The organism is Bradyrhizobium sp. UFLA05-125 (genome assembly GCF_059803515.1).
The window spans coordinates 1-16455 of record NZ_JBANBJ010000121.1; the positions used below are offsets into that span (position 1 = coordinate 1).

Annotated in this window: 16 protein-coding genes; 6 read left to right on the forward strand and 10 right to left on the reverse strand. The window is 64.9% G+C overall.

Features of this window, described 5'->3' with window-relative positions:
- Window positions 1–153: 153 nt before the first annotated feature.
- The 7 genes from SO156_RS44045 to SO156_RS44075 form a co-directional block, all read right to left on the reverse strand.
- A complete protein-coding gene (locus SO156_RS44045; RefSeq protein ID WP_458147018.1) occupies window positions 154–492 on the reverse strand; it encodes a hypothetical protein in 339 nt (112 codons plus the stop codon).
- Window positions 470–1570, reverse strand: coding sequence for a hypothetical protein (locus SO156_RS44050; protein WP_498539195.1), 1101 nt, complete (start codon window positions 1568–1570; stop codon window positions 470–472). The genes SO156_RS44045 and SO156_RS44050 overlap by 23 nt, the downstream gene beginning before the upstream one ends.
- Window positions 1563–1982 carry a hypothetical protein gene (locus SO156_RS44055; RefSeq protein ID WP_458147016.1) on the reverse strand — a complete coding sequence of 140 codons (420 nt, stop codon included), beginning with the start codon at window positions 1980–1982 and terminating at the stop codon, window positions 1563–1565. The genes SO156_RS44050 and SO156_RS44055 overlap by 8 nt, the downstream gene beginning before the upstream one ends.
- A gap of 33 nt (window positions 1983–2015) precedes the next feature.
- Window positions 2016–2984 (reverse strand): alpha/beta fold hydrolase, encoded by a 969-nt coding sequence (locus SO156_RS44060; protein WP_498539196.1) that lies wholly within the window; start codon window positions 2982–2984, stop codon window positions 2016–2018.
- Window positions 2985–3194: 210 nt separating this feature from the next.
- Entirely contained in the window at window positions 3195–4625 is a 1431-nt protein-coding gene (locus SO156_RS44065; protein ID WP_498539197.1) for a TolC family outer membrane protein, read from the reverse strand.
- Window positions 4626–4799: 174 nt separating this feature from the next.
- Entirely contained in the window at window positions 4800–5579 is a 780-nt protein-coding gene (locus SO156_RS44070) for an enoyl-CoA hydratase (protein WP_027528161.1), read from the reverse strand.
- A 136-nt stretch (window positions 5580–5715) separates the two neighbouring features.
- Window positions 5716–6393 (reverse strand): hypothetical protein, encoded by a 678-nt coding sequence (locus tag SO156_RS44075; protein ID WP_498539198.1) that lies wholly within the window; start codon window positions 6391–6393, stop codon window positions 5716–5718.
- 297 nt (window positions 6394–6690) lie between these two features.
- Here SO156_RS44075 and SO156_RS44080 point away from each other — a divergent pair, with 297 nt between their 5' ends.
- On the forward strand, window positions 6691–7236 hold the full coding sequence (locus tag SO156_RS44080) for a sigma-70 family RNA polymerase sigma factor (RefSeq protein ID WP_458147011.1): 546 nt from the start codon (window positions 6691–6693) through the stop codon (window positions 7234–7236).
- A 1-nt stretch (window position 7237) separates the two neighbouring features.
- A complete protein-coding gene (locus tag SO156_RS44085; protein WP_498539199.1) occupies window positions 7238–7876 on the forward strand; it encodes an NrsF family protein in 639 nt (212 codons plus the stop codon).
- 89 nt (window positions 7877–7965) lie between these two features.
- On the opposite strand, the gene SO156_RS44090 is transcribed toward SO156_RS44085, so the two are convergent.
- Window positions 7966–9078 (reverse strand): DUF2336 domain-containing protein, encoded by a 1113-nt coding sequence (locus tag SO156_RS44090; RefSeq protein WP_458147009.1) that lies wholly within the window; start codon window positions 9076–9078, stop codon window positions 7966–7968.
- Between the two features lie 56 nt (window positions 9079–9134).
- Entirely contained in the window at window positions 9135–10298 is a 1164-nt protein-coding gene (locus tag SO156_RS44095) for a GGDEF domain-containing protein (protein ID WP_458147008.1), read from the reverse strand.
- 461 nt (window positions 10299–10759) lie between these two features.
- On the opposite strand from SO156_RS44095, the gene SO156_RS44100 reads away from it, so the two are divergent.
- From SO156_RS44100 to SO156_RS44115, 4 genes are all read left to right on the forward strand, one after another.
- A complete protein-coding gene (locus SO156_RS44100) occupies window positions 10760–11329 on the forward strand; it encodes a sigma-70 family RNA polymerase sigma factor (RefSeq protein ID WP_458147007.1) in 570 nt (189 codons plus the stop codon).
- Entirely contained in the window at window positions 11326–12030 is a 705-nt protein-coding gene (locus tag SO156_RS44105) for a hypothetical protein (protein ID WP_498539200.1), read from the forward strand. The genes SO156_RS44100 and SO156_RS44105 overlap by 4 nt, the downstream gene beginning before the upstream one ends.
- Window positions 12031–12043: 13 nt before the next feature.
- Window positions 12044–13741 carry a S8 family serine peptidase gene (locus SO156_RS44110; protein WP_498539201.1) on the forward strand — a complete coding sequence of 566 codons (1698 nt, stop codon included), beginning with the start codon at window positions 12044–12046 and terminating at the stop codon, window positions 13739–13741.
- A gap of 503 nt (window positions 13742–14244) precedes the next feature.
- The gene (locus SO156_RS44115) at window positions 14245–14724 is read left to right on the forward strand and encodes a TIGR03809 family protein (RefSeq protein WP_498539203.1); all 480 of its coding nucleotides are present in this window, start codon (window positions 14245–14247) and stop codon (window positions 14722–14724) included.
- A 159-nt stretch (window positions 14725–14883) separates the two neighbouring features.
- Here the strand turns inward: SO156_RS44115 and SO156_RS44120 are convergent, their stop codons facing one another.
- The gene (locus SO156_RS44120; protein ID WP_498539202.1) at window positions 14884–16254 is read right to left on the reverse strand and encodes a TIGR03808 family TAT-translocated repetitive protein; all 1371 of its coding nucleotides are present in this window, start codon (window positions 16252–16254) and stop codon (window positions 14884–14886) included.
- Between the last annotated feature and the right edge of the window lie 201 nt (window positions 16255–16455).

A 16455-nucleotide genomic window follows, 5' to 3' on the forward strand; every position in this document is an offset into this window, starting at 1 on the left:
CCCTCCGGTGATTCGTTTTTCAACGACCACCCTTTGGCACATTCGATGCCGGGAGCGGGCGTCGTCCACCACATCATTTTCGACCGGCTGAGCGTAGGTTGTCCGCCGGCTCATGTCCGCTTTGTCCCGAAAGCACCGAGACCCCGGGCTGCTTCAGCTTCGCTTCGGCGCAAGCCCGTTGCAGCCGCCGGCCTGCTCGGCATCGAGCACCAGAAGGGCGCCGGCGGCGTAGAGCCGGCTGACGAAGTCGGCAGCGTTTGAGCGGGCGATGGTGACGTAGGCGTACGAGGCCAATACGCGGCCGTCGGCGTTCGCGATTGCCGCGATCGCCTGCGCCTGCGGCCCGATCACGGCCAGCGAACGGCCGGGGGTGGCGCCGAAGGTGAGGGCAACGACAAGCGCAAGCCAGCCCGAGACGACGAGCGAGACCGCAAACGCAATCCTGCGGAGCGGCCGCTTTGTTGCCCGGCTAGTAGTCGTAGAAGTGCTCAAGGCTCGCACCCTTCGTCGTCAGCTCGCGCCTGATCTCGACGAGCCGATCGATCCTAGCCTTAAGGCCGGCCCTGCGGAAGCCGGGTTTGGCGTCCAGATCCAGTGAAAACAGCTCCGTGGTGTCGGGAATATCGAGAGCCGTCCCTTGCGGTGCGATCACTGTGATGAGGATCTCGTGATTGCCTGCGATCTCCGCCAGGCGGTGACCGCCGTCGAGCAGGTTGTTCAGAATCTCGCTCAGCGCCTTGTAGCGCGGCGCCTGCACGAGCTGCCAATCCGGTGACAGCGTCCGGACCGGGGTGATGCGGGGCTCGGCGCCAAGCACGTCCTGCGGCAGCGTTGCGACCACGAACATGATGTCGCGTGGCTCGTCGTCATCGCTGGCATCGAGCGCCTTCTGGATCGCGGCGGCGTAGCCGATCTTGATGAAATATTCGGTGCCGAGCGCGAAGTCGCGCTCCCACGTGCGCAGATTGCTCGGCGTCGGAGCCGAGATCGCCGTCAGCCCGTTCAGCGTGTCACCGAACGGATATTTGTACCAGGGGATTGTGTAGAGGAAGGCCGCATAGTCCTGCAGCACCGTACGGGCGTATTCATCCTGTGGCGTGAGCTTCTCGCCCCTGATCCATTCGAACGCGCGGCCGATGGTGTTCTCGTAAAGTCCCTTGATCGCGTATTCGGCGGAGTAGCTGATGCCGATGACGTAGATCATCATCTTCACGTCGAAGCGCGATTCCGCAGCTGCCGGCACCGCGCTGTTGATGGTGCAGAAGCTCTGCCAGAAGCCGAGGATGTGGCGCAGATAGCCGAACTGGCTTTCGCTGGACTGGTCGAGGAAGCGGCCAAAATCCTCGAAGGAATAGACGATGTACCATTCGGGAAAGGTGAAATAGGTGTTGTCGAGCGGCCGTCGGTAACCCTTCTCGCCGATCGGCGGCAGCACGTCTGCGGCCGTCGCCGCGGATGCAACGTCGGATGTGGGCTGGCAGGTCCCCTCGATATAAGCGAGCGGCCCCAGGATCGCGACGGCGATCAGAACGACCAGCGTGAAGACGATGCGACGCAGGCGCTTAAGCATGGGCCGGGCGCATACGCGGTGCGAGGAGATAGCCGATCAGGATGGCAAGCCCGCCAAGGCCGAGATGCGGCGCATTGGCGAAGATGCGGGTCGACAACGGCAGGTTCAAAACGCCGTTGATGAGGATGCCAAAGTCGAGATAGCCGCTGCCGGTGAGAAGGCCGAGCACACCGTCGGCGAAATAGAAGACACCGAAGAGCTGGAAGAACAGTTCGGATGCGCGGCGCGAGGTCAGCGCTGAGGCGAGCGCCCACAGCGCGGAGACGAGATGCAGGCCGTCGGCGTACCAGGTGCGGCGGAACAGGCCGAAGATCATGTCGTTCTGGTCGATGAAGGCGGGGATGTAACCGGTCAGGATCACGAAACCAAGCAGCGCAGCATAGCCAAAAGCGCACAATCGGATGACGTCCATGATCCCTCCGGTAAGTTCGAATCTCGTTCGAGTTTAGAGTGTCCCGAGCGCCTTGAGCAGGGCATCATTGAACTGGCCGGGGTCCTCGATCTGCGGAATGTGACCGAGCCCGGGTAGCAGAGTGAGGTACGCCTGGGGCAGCAGGCCATTCAAATCGCGCGCCTGGGCGAGCGGCGTCACGGTATCCAGCTCGCCCCAGAGGATAGCGACGGGCGTCGTCATCCGTGCATAGGCGGTGCGGTCGGCGCTGCGCGCGCCGCGGTCCGCGCCCAGGAAATAATAGAGCCAATCGGCGATGTCGGGTGTGCTGTTCTGCCGTGTTAGCGGCCGCTGCAGGATCTCGACATATTCCGGCAAGGCGCGATCCTTCCTTGCGATCAGCGATTGCAGCAGCATCTTGGTCGCAAGCGGATTGGTGACCGTCAGTGACACCAGCATTTCACGAAGCCATTTCGGACGCAGCACCGCCGGCGGATCGGACGGTTCAGCCGTCAGTCCCAGCGCGGCATCGACCAAGACCAGCGCACGGGCGCGCGCCGGGAAGCGCAGCACCAACTCGGTCGCAGCGCCAGCGCCGAAGGAATGGCCGACGATGATCGCGGGCGCCGCATTGAGTTTCTCGAGCACGTCGTTGACGCGATCGGCCTGATTTTGTCGCGTGTAGCCGCCTGGCCGATCCGAAAAGCCGAACGGCGGCAGGTCGAGCGCGATCACGTGATAACCGCCGGCTGCGAGCGCATCGCTCGTCGCGCGCCACAATTCACTCCAGGCCGCGGTGCCGTGAAACAGCACGACGGGGATCCCGGACAGCGGACCCTTCTCCTGAATGAACACGTCACCCGAGCGCGTCGTCATCCAATGCCCGCTCGAGGGCGCGAGATCGGCTCGGCCCGCGGTCTCGCGAGCGGAAGCCGCCAGGCGGAATGCGATGACGGCTGCGACGAGCACCAGCAGGGCGATCAGGCAGAGATAGGCTGCGCCACGAAGAATCTTTGAAGTCAACGGGCCTCACGAGATGAGTCGATCGATACGTTGGTCGCTACTCTAGCGCGAGTTGATTCGACGTTGAAGCGGGCCGACGATCGCGGGCCATCTCCTACGATGGAATTGCCTGCTGATTTGCCCGACGTATCAAATCCCGCCCCGGCCGAGGCCGAGCCGTTCTACTTTGCATGGGGTCGTTTTCGATATTTTTTAGAGAGCCTGCCGAGCTCACTGCCCCGACGGGGTGCGCAGGCCGTGCCAGGCGTCGCGCACCTGATGATAGTGCACTTCGGGCAGATAGTCGGGTGTGTTCAGGCTCAGGGTCTTGACGTCGAGGTGGCCGACCGCGCTGAGCAGCGTGTAGGAGGCGATGACGCGGTCGCGCAGCGCGCCGATCAGGCGGGCCTTGGCCTGGATCAGGTCGGCTTGCGAGTTCAGCACGTCGACGGTGGTGCGCTGTCCACCGGCGGCTTCGCGCTGCACGCCCTGCAAGGCGACGGTCGCCGCCTTCACCTCGGACTCGGAGGCCGAGACCGCGATCTTGGCGCCTTCGTTTGCCACCCACGCGCTGGTCGCGGCGGTCCGCGCCTGGTTGCGCACCTGGTCGAGCACGAGGCGGCTTTGTGCGGTGACCTCTTTGGCCTGCCGCGTTTGCGACGCGGCCTGGCCGCCGTCGTAGATCGGCGCGGTGACGTTGGCGACGATGGAGGCCTGGTCGGTCCCGAATGTGCCCAGCGTCGGGTCGGAGTCGCGGCTGTGGCTGGCGCTGCCCTGCACATTGGCGCTCGGCAGCAGCGCGCCTTCGGCGACACGGATGTTGGTGGAGGCGACGTCGACGTCGAAGCCTGCCGCCATCACCGCCGGGTGCTCGCGAATCGCCATGGCGAGCGCGTCCTCGCGGCTGCGCGGCAGATAGCGGTCGACGACCTCGGCGGGCCGAAGCTGCGACGGCGGGTTGCCGATCACCTGGGCGTAGGTCGCCTGGCTGATGGCAAGCGCGACTTCGGCGGCGTTGAGATCGGCAAGCCCGCGGTTGAGGCGCGCCTCGGCCTGCGCAGTATCGGTCGGCGTGACGTCGCCCGCGTTCAGCCGGCGCTGGGTGACAGCGAGCGTCTCGCGCAGGAACGCGACGTTGGAGCGCTGCGCCTCGACCAGCGACTGGTTAGCGAGCACGTTGGTGTAGGCAGTCACGCCATCCAGCAGCACGCCCTGGCCGACATTGCGCAACGCCTCGCGGCCCGACTGCACCTGGAGCTCGGCGACGCGCACGCTGTTGGCGGTACGGAAACCATTGAACAGGGTCTGCGTCACGGTAACGCCGATGGTCCAGGGCTTCAGCGTCGCGGTCTGGATGGTGTTGTCCGGAAGCAGGTTGCGCACCGATTGCAGGCCGGCGCTCAGGCTCGCCACGATCTGCGGCCGGTAGCCGGCAAGCGCCTGCGGCACGTTCTCGTCGGTGGCGCGCTGGCGCGCCCGCTCGGCATTGAGCTGCGGATTGGTCTGATAGGCTTTTGCCAGAGCCTCCGGCAACGCTTCGGCCAATGCGGCTGCGGGGAGGGCGCAGGAAAACGTCAGCGCAGCCCATGTGACAAGAACATGACCCACGCCCGATCGGCGCCGCGTCCTCAAGCGGCCATTTCTGGCGGCACGCCCCTTCATTTGATCCCGCAACAACCCCGGCTATCCGCCCCCACCGACGGCGGCCCTCTTACCTGTTTACCCAGCGCCGGTCCCGCAGGCAAACTGCCGCGGGTGGATGTCCCATGAAATCCGTGCTTGTTGCAGCTACGTCACAGGAATCCTGCGGGAGCCCTGGGAAGCCTTACACCAGCCTTACCGATTCTTGTTCAGCGGCTTGCGCTTCTCGATGAAGGCGGCCATGCCCTCCGAGCGGTCTTCCAGTGCGAAGGTGGCGTGGAACAGGTTGCGCTCAACCTGCATGCCCTCGGCGAGCGTGGTCTCGAAGGCGCGGTTCACCGCTTCCTTGGCCATTGCGGCCGCAGGCTGCGACATCGCCGCGATCTTCTCGGCGGCCGCGATCACCTCGTCCATCAGCTTGTCGGCGGGGACCACACGGCTGACGAGGCCGCTCCGCTCGGCTTCCGCCGCATCCATCATGCGGCCGGTGAGGCAGAGATCCATCGCCTTGGACTTGCCGATCGCGCGCGTAAGGCGCTGCGTGCCGCCGATCCCGGGAATGGTGCCGAGCGTGATCTCGGGCTGGCCGAATTTCGCGGTGTCGGCGGCGATGATGATGTCGCACATCATCGCAAGCTCGCAGCCGCCGCCGAGTGCGTAGCCCGCGACCGCGGCGATCGTCGGCTTGCGGCAGCGCGCCACGCGGTCGCCGCCGATCGCAGCAAAATCCTCCGAGAACATGTCGATGAAGCCTTTCGGCTGCATCTCCTTGATGTCGGCACCCGCGGCGAACGCCTTCTCGCTTCCGGTGACGACGATGCAGCCGATCGCGTCATCGGCCTCGAGATCGTCCACGGCGGCGGCGATCTCGCGGAAGACGCCGAAGGACAGCGCATTGAGCATCTTCGGGCGGTTCAGCTTGATGATGCCGACCGCGCCTTGGCTTTCGACGATGATATGCTCGAACGTGCTCATGCTCCACCCACGCGTTTTTCGATTGGGCGGGCAATGTGCCCGCTGGCGCGGTGGGCTTCAAGGGGGCGAACATGCCCCGCGGGACGCGCGAGCCGCGCGTCTGCGGAACCGGCCCAGGCCCACGAGTCCTGAAGAATCAAGCCATGAGCATGCGCGCGGCCGAGGCCAGCGTCAGGAGCGCGCCGAAGCCGATGAAGATCTTGCCGATCAGCGAGCTCTGGTCCCAGGCCGAGTTTTCGCTGCTCGCGGCGGCCATCACCGGAGCCGGGCGCGGCTGCGCATCGGTTGCGGCGACGACAGTCCTCTGTGCAGGTGGGTTGTCCGGCGGCTGGGTGGCATCGTCCGGCTGATCTGACGCGGACGCCTGGCTGTCCGGCGACGGCGCTGCAGTCGCCTGGTCGGCTGCGGCCTGCACGTTGTCATTGGCCCGCGACGTCATGGCAGTGGCTGCCGCGGCCGTCGGTGTATCGGCAGAGGCGAGCTGCGCATTGGCGTTGGCGACCGACGGCGGCATCGTGCTCGAGGCCGGCGCGACGGTGTCAGGGACCGATCTCGCCACATCCTCGGGAGCGCTCCTGTCGCTCTTGGAGTCGGAGGATTTCTGCGAGTCGGAGGATTTCTGCGCCGTCTTGCTGGTGTGGTGACGCGCGGAGTGACGCCGATGCTTGATTGGTGTGACCGTCTCGGCCGATTTGGTCGCGCTGTCGGTGTCGTCAGACGTGGACGCGGTCGGCGCCGCCTGCGAGGCGCCCCCGAACAGCAGAAAAAGTCCGGCGCCCAGAACTAACGCGACACGCCCGCTGGCTCTGATCATTTTGACGATCTCCCCAATGCGCCCGCCCGGCGCGAACAGAGCCCCCGGGGCGTGACCGCAGCACGGCAGAAAATGGGAATCTTCGGGCCTGAGCGGGCGAAAACGGGGCAATCCGGCGCTTCCGTCCGGCTTGGCGGGTGCGAGGCGGACCGAACGATGTTATGAGCCCCCGGGCTTGCCGGCTCGGCCGGATCGTGGGGAGATGCGTCGCTGGCCGAGCTATCACGATTTCGTGATAGTATGTCTGCCGGCGTAACAAATTGAAAGAGCGGCCGAATTGCCGTGTGAGGGGCGCGCGTGCGCGGACGTGAGGACGAATGGACCGGTCTGATGCGGTCGGCCATGGCAGGGGATGGTGCGGCGTATCATCGCCTGCTGAAGGCGGTCACGCCGGTGCTTCGGGCTGCCGCCCGGCGCGGCCTCGCGCGGGCCGGGCAGCCTCCCGATCAAGCCGAGGATATCGTGCAGGACATTTTGCTGGCGGTGCATTTGAAGCGGCATACCTGGGACAGTGAAGCGCCCTTCGCGCCCTGGCTCTTCGCGATCGCCCGCAACAAGCTGATCGACGCGCTGAGACGACGGGGCAGGCGGATCTTCGTCAATATCGACGATTTCGCGGAAACGCTGCCGGGCGAGGCGCCGCAGGAGACGGCCTCCGCAGGAGAGGTCGCGGCGCAGCTCGCCACGCTGCCGCAACGCCAGCGTGACGTGTTGCAGTCGATTGCCGTCGACAGCACCTCGATCAGGGACACGGCATCAAAGTTGTCGATGAGCGAAGGCGCGGTGCGCGTCGCGCTACATCGGGGACTGGCCGCGCTTACCGCCAAATTGCGGGACAGATGACATGGATACCGATCAACTCATTCGCACGCTCGCGGCCGACAACGCTCATCGCGCGCCGAAGGTCGGCGCCGTGCTCGCGCTCTCGCTGCTGGTGGCCGCGCCGCTCTCGATCCTGATCTTCGCCACTTTCTTGGGCGTGCGGCAGGACGTGATGAACGCGATGCACAATCCGTTCTTCGACATGAAGTTCGCCGTCACCCTTTCGCTCGCAATTCCCGCGATCGCGATCAGTCTGCACCTGTCGCGGCCCGAGGCCTTGATGCGCGGCTGGGGCTGGCTGCTGCTGCTTCCCGTGGCCTTGCTCGCGGTCGCGATCGGCGGCGAGATGATGATGGCGCCTGCGATGCCGATGACGATGCGGCTCGTCGGCAAGAATTCGAGGGTGTGCCTGTCGGCGATCCCCGCAATGTCGTTGCCGTTGCTGGCGGGCGCGCTGTTCGGCCTACGTCACGGCGCTCCGTCGCGGCCGGCGCTTGCCGGCGCGCTCGCAGGCCTGTTGTCGGCGGGGCTGGCGGCGACGCTCTATGCCTCGCACTGCACCGACGACTCGCCGCTGTTCGTGGCGACCTGGTACACGCTCGCCGCCGGGCTCGTCACCGCGATCGGTGCGCTCGTTGGATCAAGAGTCCTGAGATACTAGAGAGCAAAGAGTGGACCGGTCTTCCCTCGCGACAAACGCGGAACGCGTTTGCGCCGAGACTAAGCTCAGACAATAGGCTCCCGTGCCGGCTATGCCGACGTCGTGCTCTGCTGCATGCGTTGAAAGCGCAGCACCTGCTGCGCCGTCGAGGTGCGCAGCGCCTCGTAGGTGTCTCGCGCGCTCAACAGGTCGGTCGGATCGCCGCCGGACAGCTTGTCGCGCATCGCGATGATCGCGCGCACGCTTGACCATGACAGGCCGGCGACCTTGGCGAGGATCATTACCCCCTCGGTACGGCTTTCGATCATCATGTTCTCGGCGATCGCAACCGGCACGCCCGCGAGCGCCGCGAGCCCGGCATTGGCCTCATCGAACTTGCCCTGTTCGGCGAAGGCCGTGACCTGGTGCTCGTTGAGACGGCCGTCCTCGAACAGCGATTTCACCAGCGCGCGCGCCATTTCGGTCTGCCGCGTCATGGTCGCCGCGCGGACGCGCTGGGCCGCCTCGTGGACCGCGCCGAGCACAGCGTCGGACTGACCGGGATTGGCGGCTTCGAGCTTCCTGCGCACGCTCAAGGAGGCCTTCGCGATCAGTTTCAGATAATGATGGCGCGGCAGGTCCGGGCGCAGGCCCACGCAAGTTGCGAGGTCGTCGTCGCGTTCGGCGCGCCGGACGAGCTCGGTGAGGCTCATTTCCGTGAATTGCGCGCCGGGATTCTTGACCGTCGACTGCACCACCTCGTCGTTGCCGCGCGCCAACAGCACATCGGTGAGGACATCGGACAGCACGCGGCGCATCGAGATGGCCTTGAGATGTGCCTGGCTCTTGCTGCGCGCGATCTCGAGCAGGGTCGCCTCGTCCAGTCGCTCCGACTTCGAGAGTACAGGGCCGGCGACATCGATCACGTCGTCGAGTGCGAGCGTGCGGATGGTCATGGCCGGGGCTGCGTGGATCGGTGCCAGGCGCTCGGCGAGCAGCACCTTGGCCGAGGTCTCGATATGGTCGATCAGGCACTGGAAGACGTCGTCGAACACGGCGACCTGGTCATCGGAATAGTCCACCACGCCGCCGATGAAGAGGTCTGTGACGCGGCGCAGCGTCTCGACACGACGCGCAACCGTGCCGTGGGACAGCGTCGCTTGCAATTCGTCGAGCAGGTTTTCGGAAACCTTGGCGGATTCTTTGGCGGGTTTCGATCTCATGGCCCTGTCCTGGAGCGTTCGGTCCGGCGGTCTTTTCGCCGGGCTAAATGGATTGATCAGCTGGTCGCAATGCGGTTGCGTCCTTGCGCCTTGGCGGAATAGAGCGCGCTGTCGGCGCGCGCGAGAAATGTGTCGGCACTATCATTGTCGCGCAGCGCCGCAACGCCCGCGGAAATCGTCACATGCATGCTGGACGCGAACGCGCTCCAGTCGAGCTCGGCCACGATCATGCGCAGGCGGTCGAGCATGCGCATGGCTGCCTCGCCCGACGTGTCCGGCATCAAGAGCAGGAACTCCTCGCCGCCGTAGCGACCGAAGCGGTCGTTGGGGCGGATATTGGCGAAGATGGTGATGGCGAAGGTGCGCAGCACCTCGTCGCCGGTCGGATGGCCGTGGGCGTCGTTGATGCGCTTGAACCAGTCGAGATCGATGAGTGCGGCTGAGCAGGGGACGTTTGCCTCGCGCGCACCTGCGATCTCCTCCTCGAGCGCGCGCATGATCGAGCGGCGGTTGAGGGAGCCGGTGAGCTCGTCGAGCTCGGCAAGCTCCTCGATGCGCCGATAGGCCGCCTTCAGCTCGATGCTGCGCCGATACAGGATCTTGCGGAGCGTGCTGCCGAACAGGCCGAGGAAGGCGCACTGGCCGATCACCAGGACGAAGCACAGCATCGATGCGAGCCGCTCGAGCCGGCTCGTCACTGGCAAGCCGATCGGCAGGTCGGAGATCAGAAAGACGAAGGCGAGCCCTGTGGTCGCGAGTGCCCAGGTCAGCATCGCCTGCTGCGAGGTCATGCGCAGCGTGCCGAAGGCGAAGATCAGGAACAGCACGCTGATGAAAGCGATCCCGATCGTTGGCACCGCCAGCAGGAAGACGAGCTGGAGCGCCATATGCGCCGAGATCTGGAAGACGGTGAGGTAGTGGTCCCTGAATCGCTCGCCGACGCCGGCCTCCGACAGCACCGCGAAGCTTCCGATGATCATCAGCCCGACGAGCCAGAATAGCGACGGCACGATCATCGAGATCGCCCCGCCATAGGCGTAGAGCAACAGGACGGACGCGCCGAGCGAGTAGCTGGCGGCCTGGCCGATATACATCTGGCGCCGCTGCCGCATGCGGCGCGCGACGACCTCCGGCGTGGCCTGGTCGGCAGACAGAACGAGCTCCGCGACCTCTGCGGCATTCCGCTCCGGGATGGATATGGATGTCGCGGTCGTGCTCATGAACCTGCCATTGGTGAATGTCAGTCCAAAAATCTACGTGGCAAGCCTTTAGGTTTGGTATCCTCGCGGTGCGAATCCGGGCCCGCCGCCCGGGTAAGTGCTTTGATCCGACACTGAAATTAGCGAGCGATTAGGGATTGTCGGCGATAGGCCAGAGAATGGGCCGCGGATAAGGTCAACGGTAAGATCCAGAGATACAGTCAATTGGCTGGCGAATGCCCTGCTCAAGGCTGCGTTATGGATCGAGGCTTGGTAAGATCGGGCCGCGCCCGCGGGCGCTCCGCAAGGAAAAGTTATAGTATTATGTTACCGTCTTTGGCTGGCCCCCTAGGGCTGCAAGAATGCGCGCGTATGTGGGGTACATCACACATGTCCCCGTACGACTGCGGTAGGTTGAAGAATCTTGCTCCACCCGTCGAACCGCTTGCCGTTTCGACCCGACCAACTTTGCGAGACGGCCTTTGAGCGTGACACAGGCGGCTTCGGACGAAGTCCTGATCGCCCGGATCGCTCAAGGCGACCGGCTCGCTATGCAGGTGCTGTACGGGCGGCACCATGTCAGGGTCTATCGCTTCGGGCTTAGGCTCGTGCGCGATGAGCAGGTCGCTGAGGACCTGATCAGTGAGGTGTTTCTCGACGTTTGGCGTCAGGCCGGAAAGTTCGAGGGCCGATCCGCTGTTTCCACCTGGCTGCTGGCAATCACCCGATTCAAGGCCCTGTCTGCGCTTCGGCGCAGGAAGGATTTTGAGTTGGACGAAGAGGCCGCCAACGCGATCGAGGATACGTCCGACGATCCGGAAACGGCGGTGCAGAAGAAGGATACCAGTGAAGCGTTGCGAGAGTGTTTGACGTCACTGTCGCCGGAACATCGGGAAATCGTCGATCTCGTCTACTACCACGAGAAGTCCGTGGAAGAGGTGGCCGAAATCGTCGGAATACCGGAGAACACCGTGAAGACGCGCTTGTTCTATGCGCGCAAGAAACTAGCCGAGCTGCTCAAGGCAGCCGGTGTTGAACGAGGCTGGCCATGATGGCATTGAGCAAGAAGATGCTGGAGCAAGAGCCCAGTGAAATTGAGATGCTGCTGCCATGGCATGCTGCCGGCACGCTGAACTCGCGCGACGCACGCCGGGTCGAGGACGCGATCGCCCGCGATCCCGAATTGGCGAGGCAGTACGCCGCGATCCGCGCCGAGTACGAAGAGACCATCCATCTCAACGAGAGCCTCGGTGCTCCGTCGGCCCGCGCGATGCAGAAGCTGTTCGCCGCGATCGAGGCGGAGCCCGTACGCGAGGCCGGGGGGCTGTCGCTCTCGACACGCATCTCGACGTTCTTCGCGAGCCTGTCGCCACGCACGCTGGCCTGGTCGGCGAGCCTCGGCGCGGTCGCGCTGTTGCTCCAGGCCGGTGTCATCGGGGCCGTGCTGGTGAAGAACCAGAGCTCGACCTTCCAGACTGCCTCGCTCTCTACGGACGCGCCGATTACGCGCGAGCTTGGGGCCTCGCCTGCGGCGCCGGCGCCGGCCCATGCGCTGGTGCGCTTCACGCCGGATGCGCGGGTTGCCGACATAACCGCGTTGCTCGACAGCTACCAGGCCTCGATCGTCGATGGCGCCAGGGGCGGCATGTTCCGTCTCCAGTTCAACAAGGCGATGAGCAACGACGAACTCGCGTCGCTGCTCGGCAGAATGCAGCGCGAGAAGGTCGTCAACCTCGCCGTGGCGGCGCCTTAAGCATCCGCGAGTCATGAAGCGTAAGTCCGAAAGCTTGTTGAGTGCGGGCGCCTGCGCCTCGTCGGTGGGCGCGGTTCTCTTGCTCGGTGCTTTCGGCGGCGAGGTCGCCCACGCGCAGGCGGTCATGCGGACGCCGACAATCAGCGTTCCCTCGCGCACGCCGACCATCAGCGCGACGGTGACGGGGCGCGGCAGTCCCGTCGTTACCGGGCGGGCGGTAGGCCGCGTCGATCGCGGACCCAGAGTGGTGCCCCGGCTGACGGCGCGCATGGCCCACACTGCGGTGCTGCCTTACGTGCGCTATTCGCCCAATCTCTATCCGGCCTGTAGCGCGCCCTCGGGCGACGCTGGCGGCGAATGCCAGGCGGACGCAGCCGGCGGCGGTTCGGGTAAATCGGGCAAGAAGGGCCCCTCCGGCAACTCGCGCCGCAATACGGTGCAGACCGTGACCACGTCGCGCAGTTTCGCCAACGAGTTCGTGGCCGAGCTCGACAGTAACCTTTCCACGGCCGATGCCGACGCGCTTGCGCGCAGCCACGGCCTGGCCCGCATTGCGTCGGAGAGCTTTCCGCTGATTGGCGCCACCATCGGGCTGTTCCGTATCACCGATGGCCGGCCCTACGACACCGTGCGCCGCGAATTCGCTGCTGCGAATGGCGTGCGCTCGCTGCAGCCGAATTTCCGTTATATGCTCCAGGACCAAAAGGCGGGGGTGCCGGCGGAAGGCGACCCCGCGCAATATGCGCTGGCAAAGCTCCGCCTGCCGGAGGCGCATATGCTGGTGCATGGCGCCAACGTCACGGTCGCGGTGATCGATTCCGGGATCGACACCAGCCATCCCGAGCTTGCCAACTCGATCGCAGACAATTTCGACGCGCTCGGCAGCAAGGAAGGGCCGCACGTCCACGGCACCGGTATCGCCGGTGCGATCGTGTCGCATGCACGTCTGATGGGGAGCGCGCCCGAGGCGCGCATCATTGCGATCCGCGCCTTCGGCGGCACCACGGGGGGCGCCGAGAGCTCTTCCTACGTGATCCTGAGATCGCTGAACTACGCCGCCGAGCACGGCGCGCAGATCGTCAATATGAGCTTTGCCGGTCCGAAGGACGCGGTGATCGAGCGCGCCATCGCGGCGACCGCCGCGCGCGGGCTGGTGCTGATCGCCGCGGCCGGCAATGCCGGCGCGAAATCGCCGCCGCTTTATCCTGCGGCCAATCCCAACGTGATCGCGGTCAGCGCCACTGATGCGCAGGACAAGCTGTTCTCCGCGTCCAATCGCGGCAGCTACATCGCGCTCGCCGCGCCCGGCGTCGACATCTTCCTTCCGGCGCCGGATGGCAAATACCAGATGACGTCGGGCACCTCGTTCTCGGCGGCCTATGTTTCCGGTGTCGCGGCGCTGCTTCTGGAGCGCAATCACGCTTTGAAGCCGGAGGCGCTGCGCCTTACGCTTGTAAACACCGCCCGCGATTTGGGAACGCCGGGCCGCGACGATCTGTTCGGCGACGGCGAGCCCGATGCTTACGCCGCGGTCATGGCGGTTGCCGTCGATGGTGCGACGCCGGTCGCGGCGGCGCCGGGGACAACAAAACGTGAAGATGCGTCGGAACGTCGCGAAGAGCCTGGAACGCGCGCGCTGGAGCAACCCTCGCTTTCCAGTGCCGGCGATAAATCCACGCTTTCTCAAGCGGATAGACCTGCCGCACGATAGTTGCCCGCAAGCGCGCGCGGACTGCAAAGGTTAAAAAATCACGCGATGGGTTTTGAACGTTCGGCCCTGTGCCACGACCAAATGATGTGGGAGCGGTCATCCCTCCCCATCAGTCATATCAGGCGCGAGCGCCCATCCACCCCAAGCGCCCATATGGCTTGACCCGTCCGGTTGTCCCCCCGGACGGGTCTTTTCTTTTTGGGGCTCTCGAACTTCCGAAGCGCTTCGCCCTTCACCTCCGGGTTGAGACCGCGCGGATGATCGTTTGCGAATCGCCCCGCGCGTTGCACCGCAAGACCGTCATGCTTGCGCGGGGCTTGACGATGAAAGCCTGCGAAAACTCCGCTCAAATACGGAGTCCGGCCTCGAAATTTGCGTCGTAGCTGGACAAGTCAAAACTTTTCCACAAAATAATCCCGTCACGTCTAAATTGATTCGTCTGCGTTGCGTCCCGCGTCCGTTGTTCTCTCCTGACGGGCTGATTCATGACACATCGCCAAGGCGTGGCTTGCGGCCGCGATATCGCGGAGCGCTGGTGCGCACTCGCCGAGCAGCGGCTGGAACATCTCACTGAAATGTTCGAGACCGGACGCTGGCGTCGCTATCACTCCGAAGTCGCCTTTCTCGAAAACATCCAGGAAGCTAAACGCGCCGTGCAGACGTGGCGAGCGCTCGCCGACGGCGCTGATGTGCCCGCGATGAGCCCCGTCGGGACGTTTGCATTGGGCTGGTCGCCGGCGGCCTTGTCGCGCGAAACGGTGCGGCACGAGCGCGCCCAGACCATGCAGCCGAAGGCCGTGCACATCGTACCGGAGACGGTCGTGCCGGTCGGCCGAGCCAGCATGCCCGAACGGCTTGCCAAGATCGCCGAACCCTCGATCGCCCCCGAGCTACCGCCCGCAATCCCCGAGCGCGTGGTCGAATTCACCTTCAGCCTCGACGGCATCGAAGCGAAGTATCCGCTGCTGCGGAATGCGTTTTAGGTCCGCATCCTCCGTCATCGCGAGCGCAGCGAAGCCATCCAGATTGTCTCCGCGGAAAGACTTTGGATTGCTTCGCTGCGCTCGCAATTACGGTGTGGCTCGCACCTCAGGATGACGGCAGTGTGCGTGTTGTCAACAGTCCAAGAACTACAGCAGTGCCTACCGCCTCACCGCATTCCCACCCACTACCACCTGCGCAAACCGCTGCGCACTGTCAGCCGACAAATCCGTCATCACCGTTCGCGCGTGGTCGAGCCCTACGACCGCGCCGAGCGGAGTTTCCGAGATCATGTTATTGTTGACGAGCGCAGTGCCGGCGCCCGGCACCACGGACACGCCGACGCCGGCGAGGGCCTTGCGGATCACGTTGCCCGAGATCGCGACGTCGCGCAGATACTTTCCCCAGCCGGCGACGATGCCGTAGGACGGCGCGTTCTCGATTACGTTGCCGGTGACGGAGGTGTCAGCCTCGACATAGATGCCGATTCCGGCATCGTCATCCGGCGCGGTGCCGATCGGCCGTTTCGGGATCAGGTTGCGGATGATGTTGCCCTGGACCACCGCGATGCGGCCGCCTTCGTTGAAATTGCAGACGGAGACGCCGATGGCGGCGCCATCGACCGTGTTGTTGGCGACCACCGCGGCCTCGAACGAGAACTCCGAATAGAGCGCGACCTCGCGCACGTCGCTGATGCTGTTGCCTGATATCTGGATGTTGGAAGCAGAATTGCCGCGCACTGCCGAGTAGTCGCAATTTTTTATGCGGTTGCCGCGGACGATGACGTTGCCCGCGCGGAATGCGTTGATGGCGTTGCCGTATTGTCCGGAGCCGCCGGGGCCGGCCTTGATGTCCTCGATGCGGTTGTCGGCGACCAGCGTGCCGTCGTCGCCAATGGCGGTGCGCAGGATCTCGATGCCGTTGTCGTTGGTGCCGAGAATCGTGTTGCGCAAGACGATGAGTCCCTTGGCATCAAACGAGACCACGGCCGTCACGGCGATGTTGGTGAAGATATTGCCCGAGATGTCGCCGGCGATCTGCTCGAGCCAGATGCCGCTCCCGCCGGAGCCCGTGATCTCGCAATCGAGAATGCGGACGTCGCGTCCGCCGAGACAGTGGATGAGGCCGCGGCGCGTCGGCAGCGCTATGCCGCTGCCGTCGAAGGTGATGCCGGTGAGGCCGATCGAACCGGCGCCTTCACTGAGGACCATCGAAGCACCACCGGTGAAGATCAATTTCGTGGCGCCACGCACGCCAACGAGTTGCGAGCCGTTTTGCAGCCGCAGCGCACCGGTGCGGTAGATGCCGGGCGGCAGTGCCAGCGGCACCTGCGTACGCGCAGCGTCATCGATGGCGCGCTGGAGTGCGCGTGTCTGGTCCTCGCTGCTACCGGGCCGCACGCCATATTGCGTGGCGTCGCGCCCCAGGACAGACGTCAAGGGTGCTGCGCGCGCCGCATCGACAGGCATGGCGAGCGCACCGGCAATGCCGACTGTGGAAGCTCCGATGAGATGACGGCGATCGAGGTCCATAACGCGTCCTCCGGCGGACGCGGGACGCATCCGCGAGCGTTAGGTAGCGCAGAAATGGGGCAGGGCGGGCGGTCGTGCAGCGATTGTTGCTGGTAGGGTTAAATGTTTACGCAAACACGGTGCGGTAGCAACCATTAAACGCCGAGGGTTTTTTCAGTCCACGGCGTTCCCCGTTGCACGACGGTGTTGGCGTAGATCAGC

What these genes read in the sequence shown, in the direction of transcription:
- SO156_RS44105 (WP_498539200.1), top strand. Translation starts at nt 11,326, where the DNA reads ATGATGGCATTGAGCAAGAAGATGCTGGAGCAAGAGCCCAGTGAAATT.
- SO156_RS44120 (WP_498539202.1), bottom strand. Translation starts at nt 16,254, where the DNA reads ATGGACCTCGATCGCCGTCATCTCATCGGAGCTTCCACAGTCGGCATT.
- SO156_RS44110 (WP_498539201.1), top strand. Translation starts at nt 12,044, where the DNA reads ATGAAGCGTAAGTCCGAAAGCTTGTTGAGTGCGGGCGCCTGCGCCTCG.
- SO156_RS44075 (WP_498539198.1), bottom strand. Translation starts at nt 6,393, where the DNA reads ATGATCAGAGCCAGCGGGCGTGTCGCGTTAGTTCTGGGCGCCGGACTT.
- SO156_RS44065 (WP_498539197.1), bottom strand. Translation starts at nt 4,625, where the DNA reads ATGAAGGGGCGTGCCGCCAGAAATGGCCGCTTGAGGACGCGGCGCCGA.
- SO156_RS44090 (WP_458147009.1), bottom strand. Translation starts at nt 9,078, where the DNA reads ATGAGATCGAAACCCGCCAAAGAATCCGCCAAGGTTTCCGAAAACCTG.
- SO156_RS44050 (WP_498539195.1), bottom strand. Translation starts at nt 1,570, where the DNA reads ATGCTTAAGCGCCTGCGTCGCATCGTCTTCACGCTGGTCGTTCTGATC.
- SO156_RS44085 (WP_498539199.1), top strand. Translation starts at nt 7,238, where the DNA reads ATGGATACCGATCAACTCATTCGCACGCTCGCGGCCGACAACGCTCAT.
- SO156_RS44055 (WP_458147016.1), bottom strand. Translation starts at nt 1,982, where the DNA reads ATGGACGTCATCCGATTGTGCGCTTTTGGCTATGCTGCGCTGCTTGGT.
- SO156_RS44070 (WP_027528161.1), bottom strand. Translation starts at nt 5,579, where the DNA reads ATGAGCACGTTCGAGCATATCATCGTCGAAAGCCAAGGCGCGGTCGGC.
- SO156_RS44095 (WP_458147008.1), bottom strand. Translation starts at nt 10,298, where the DNA reads ATGAGCACGACCGCGACATCCATATCCATCCCGGAGCGGAATGCCGCA.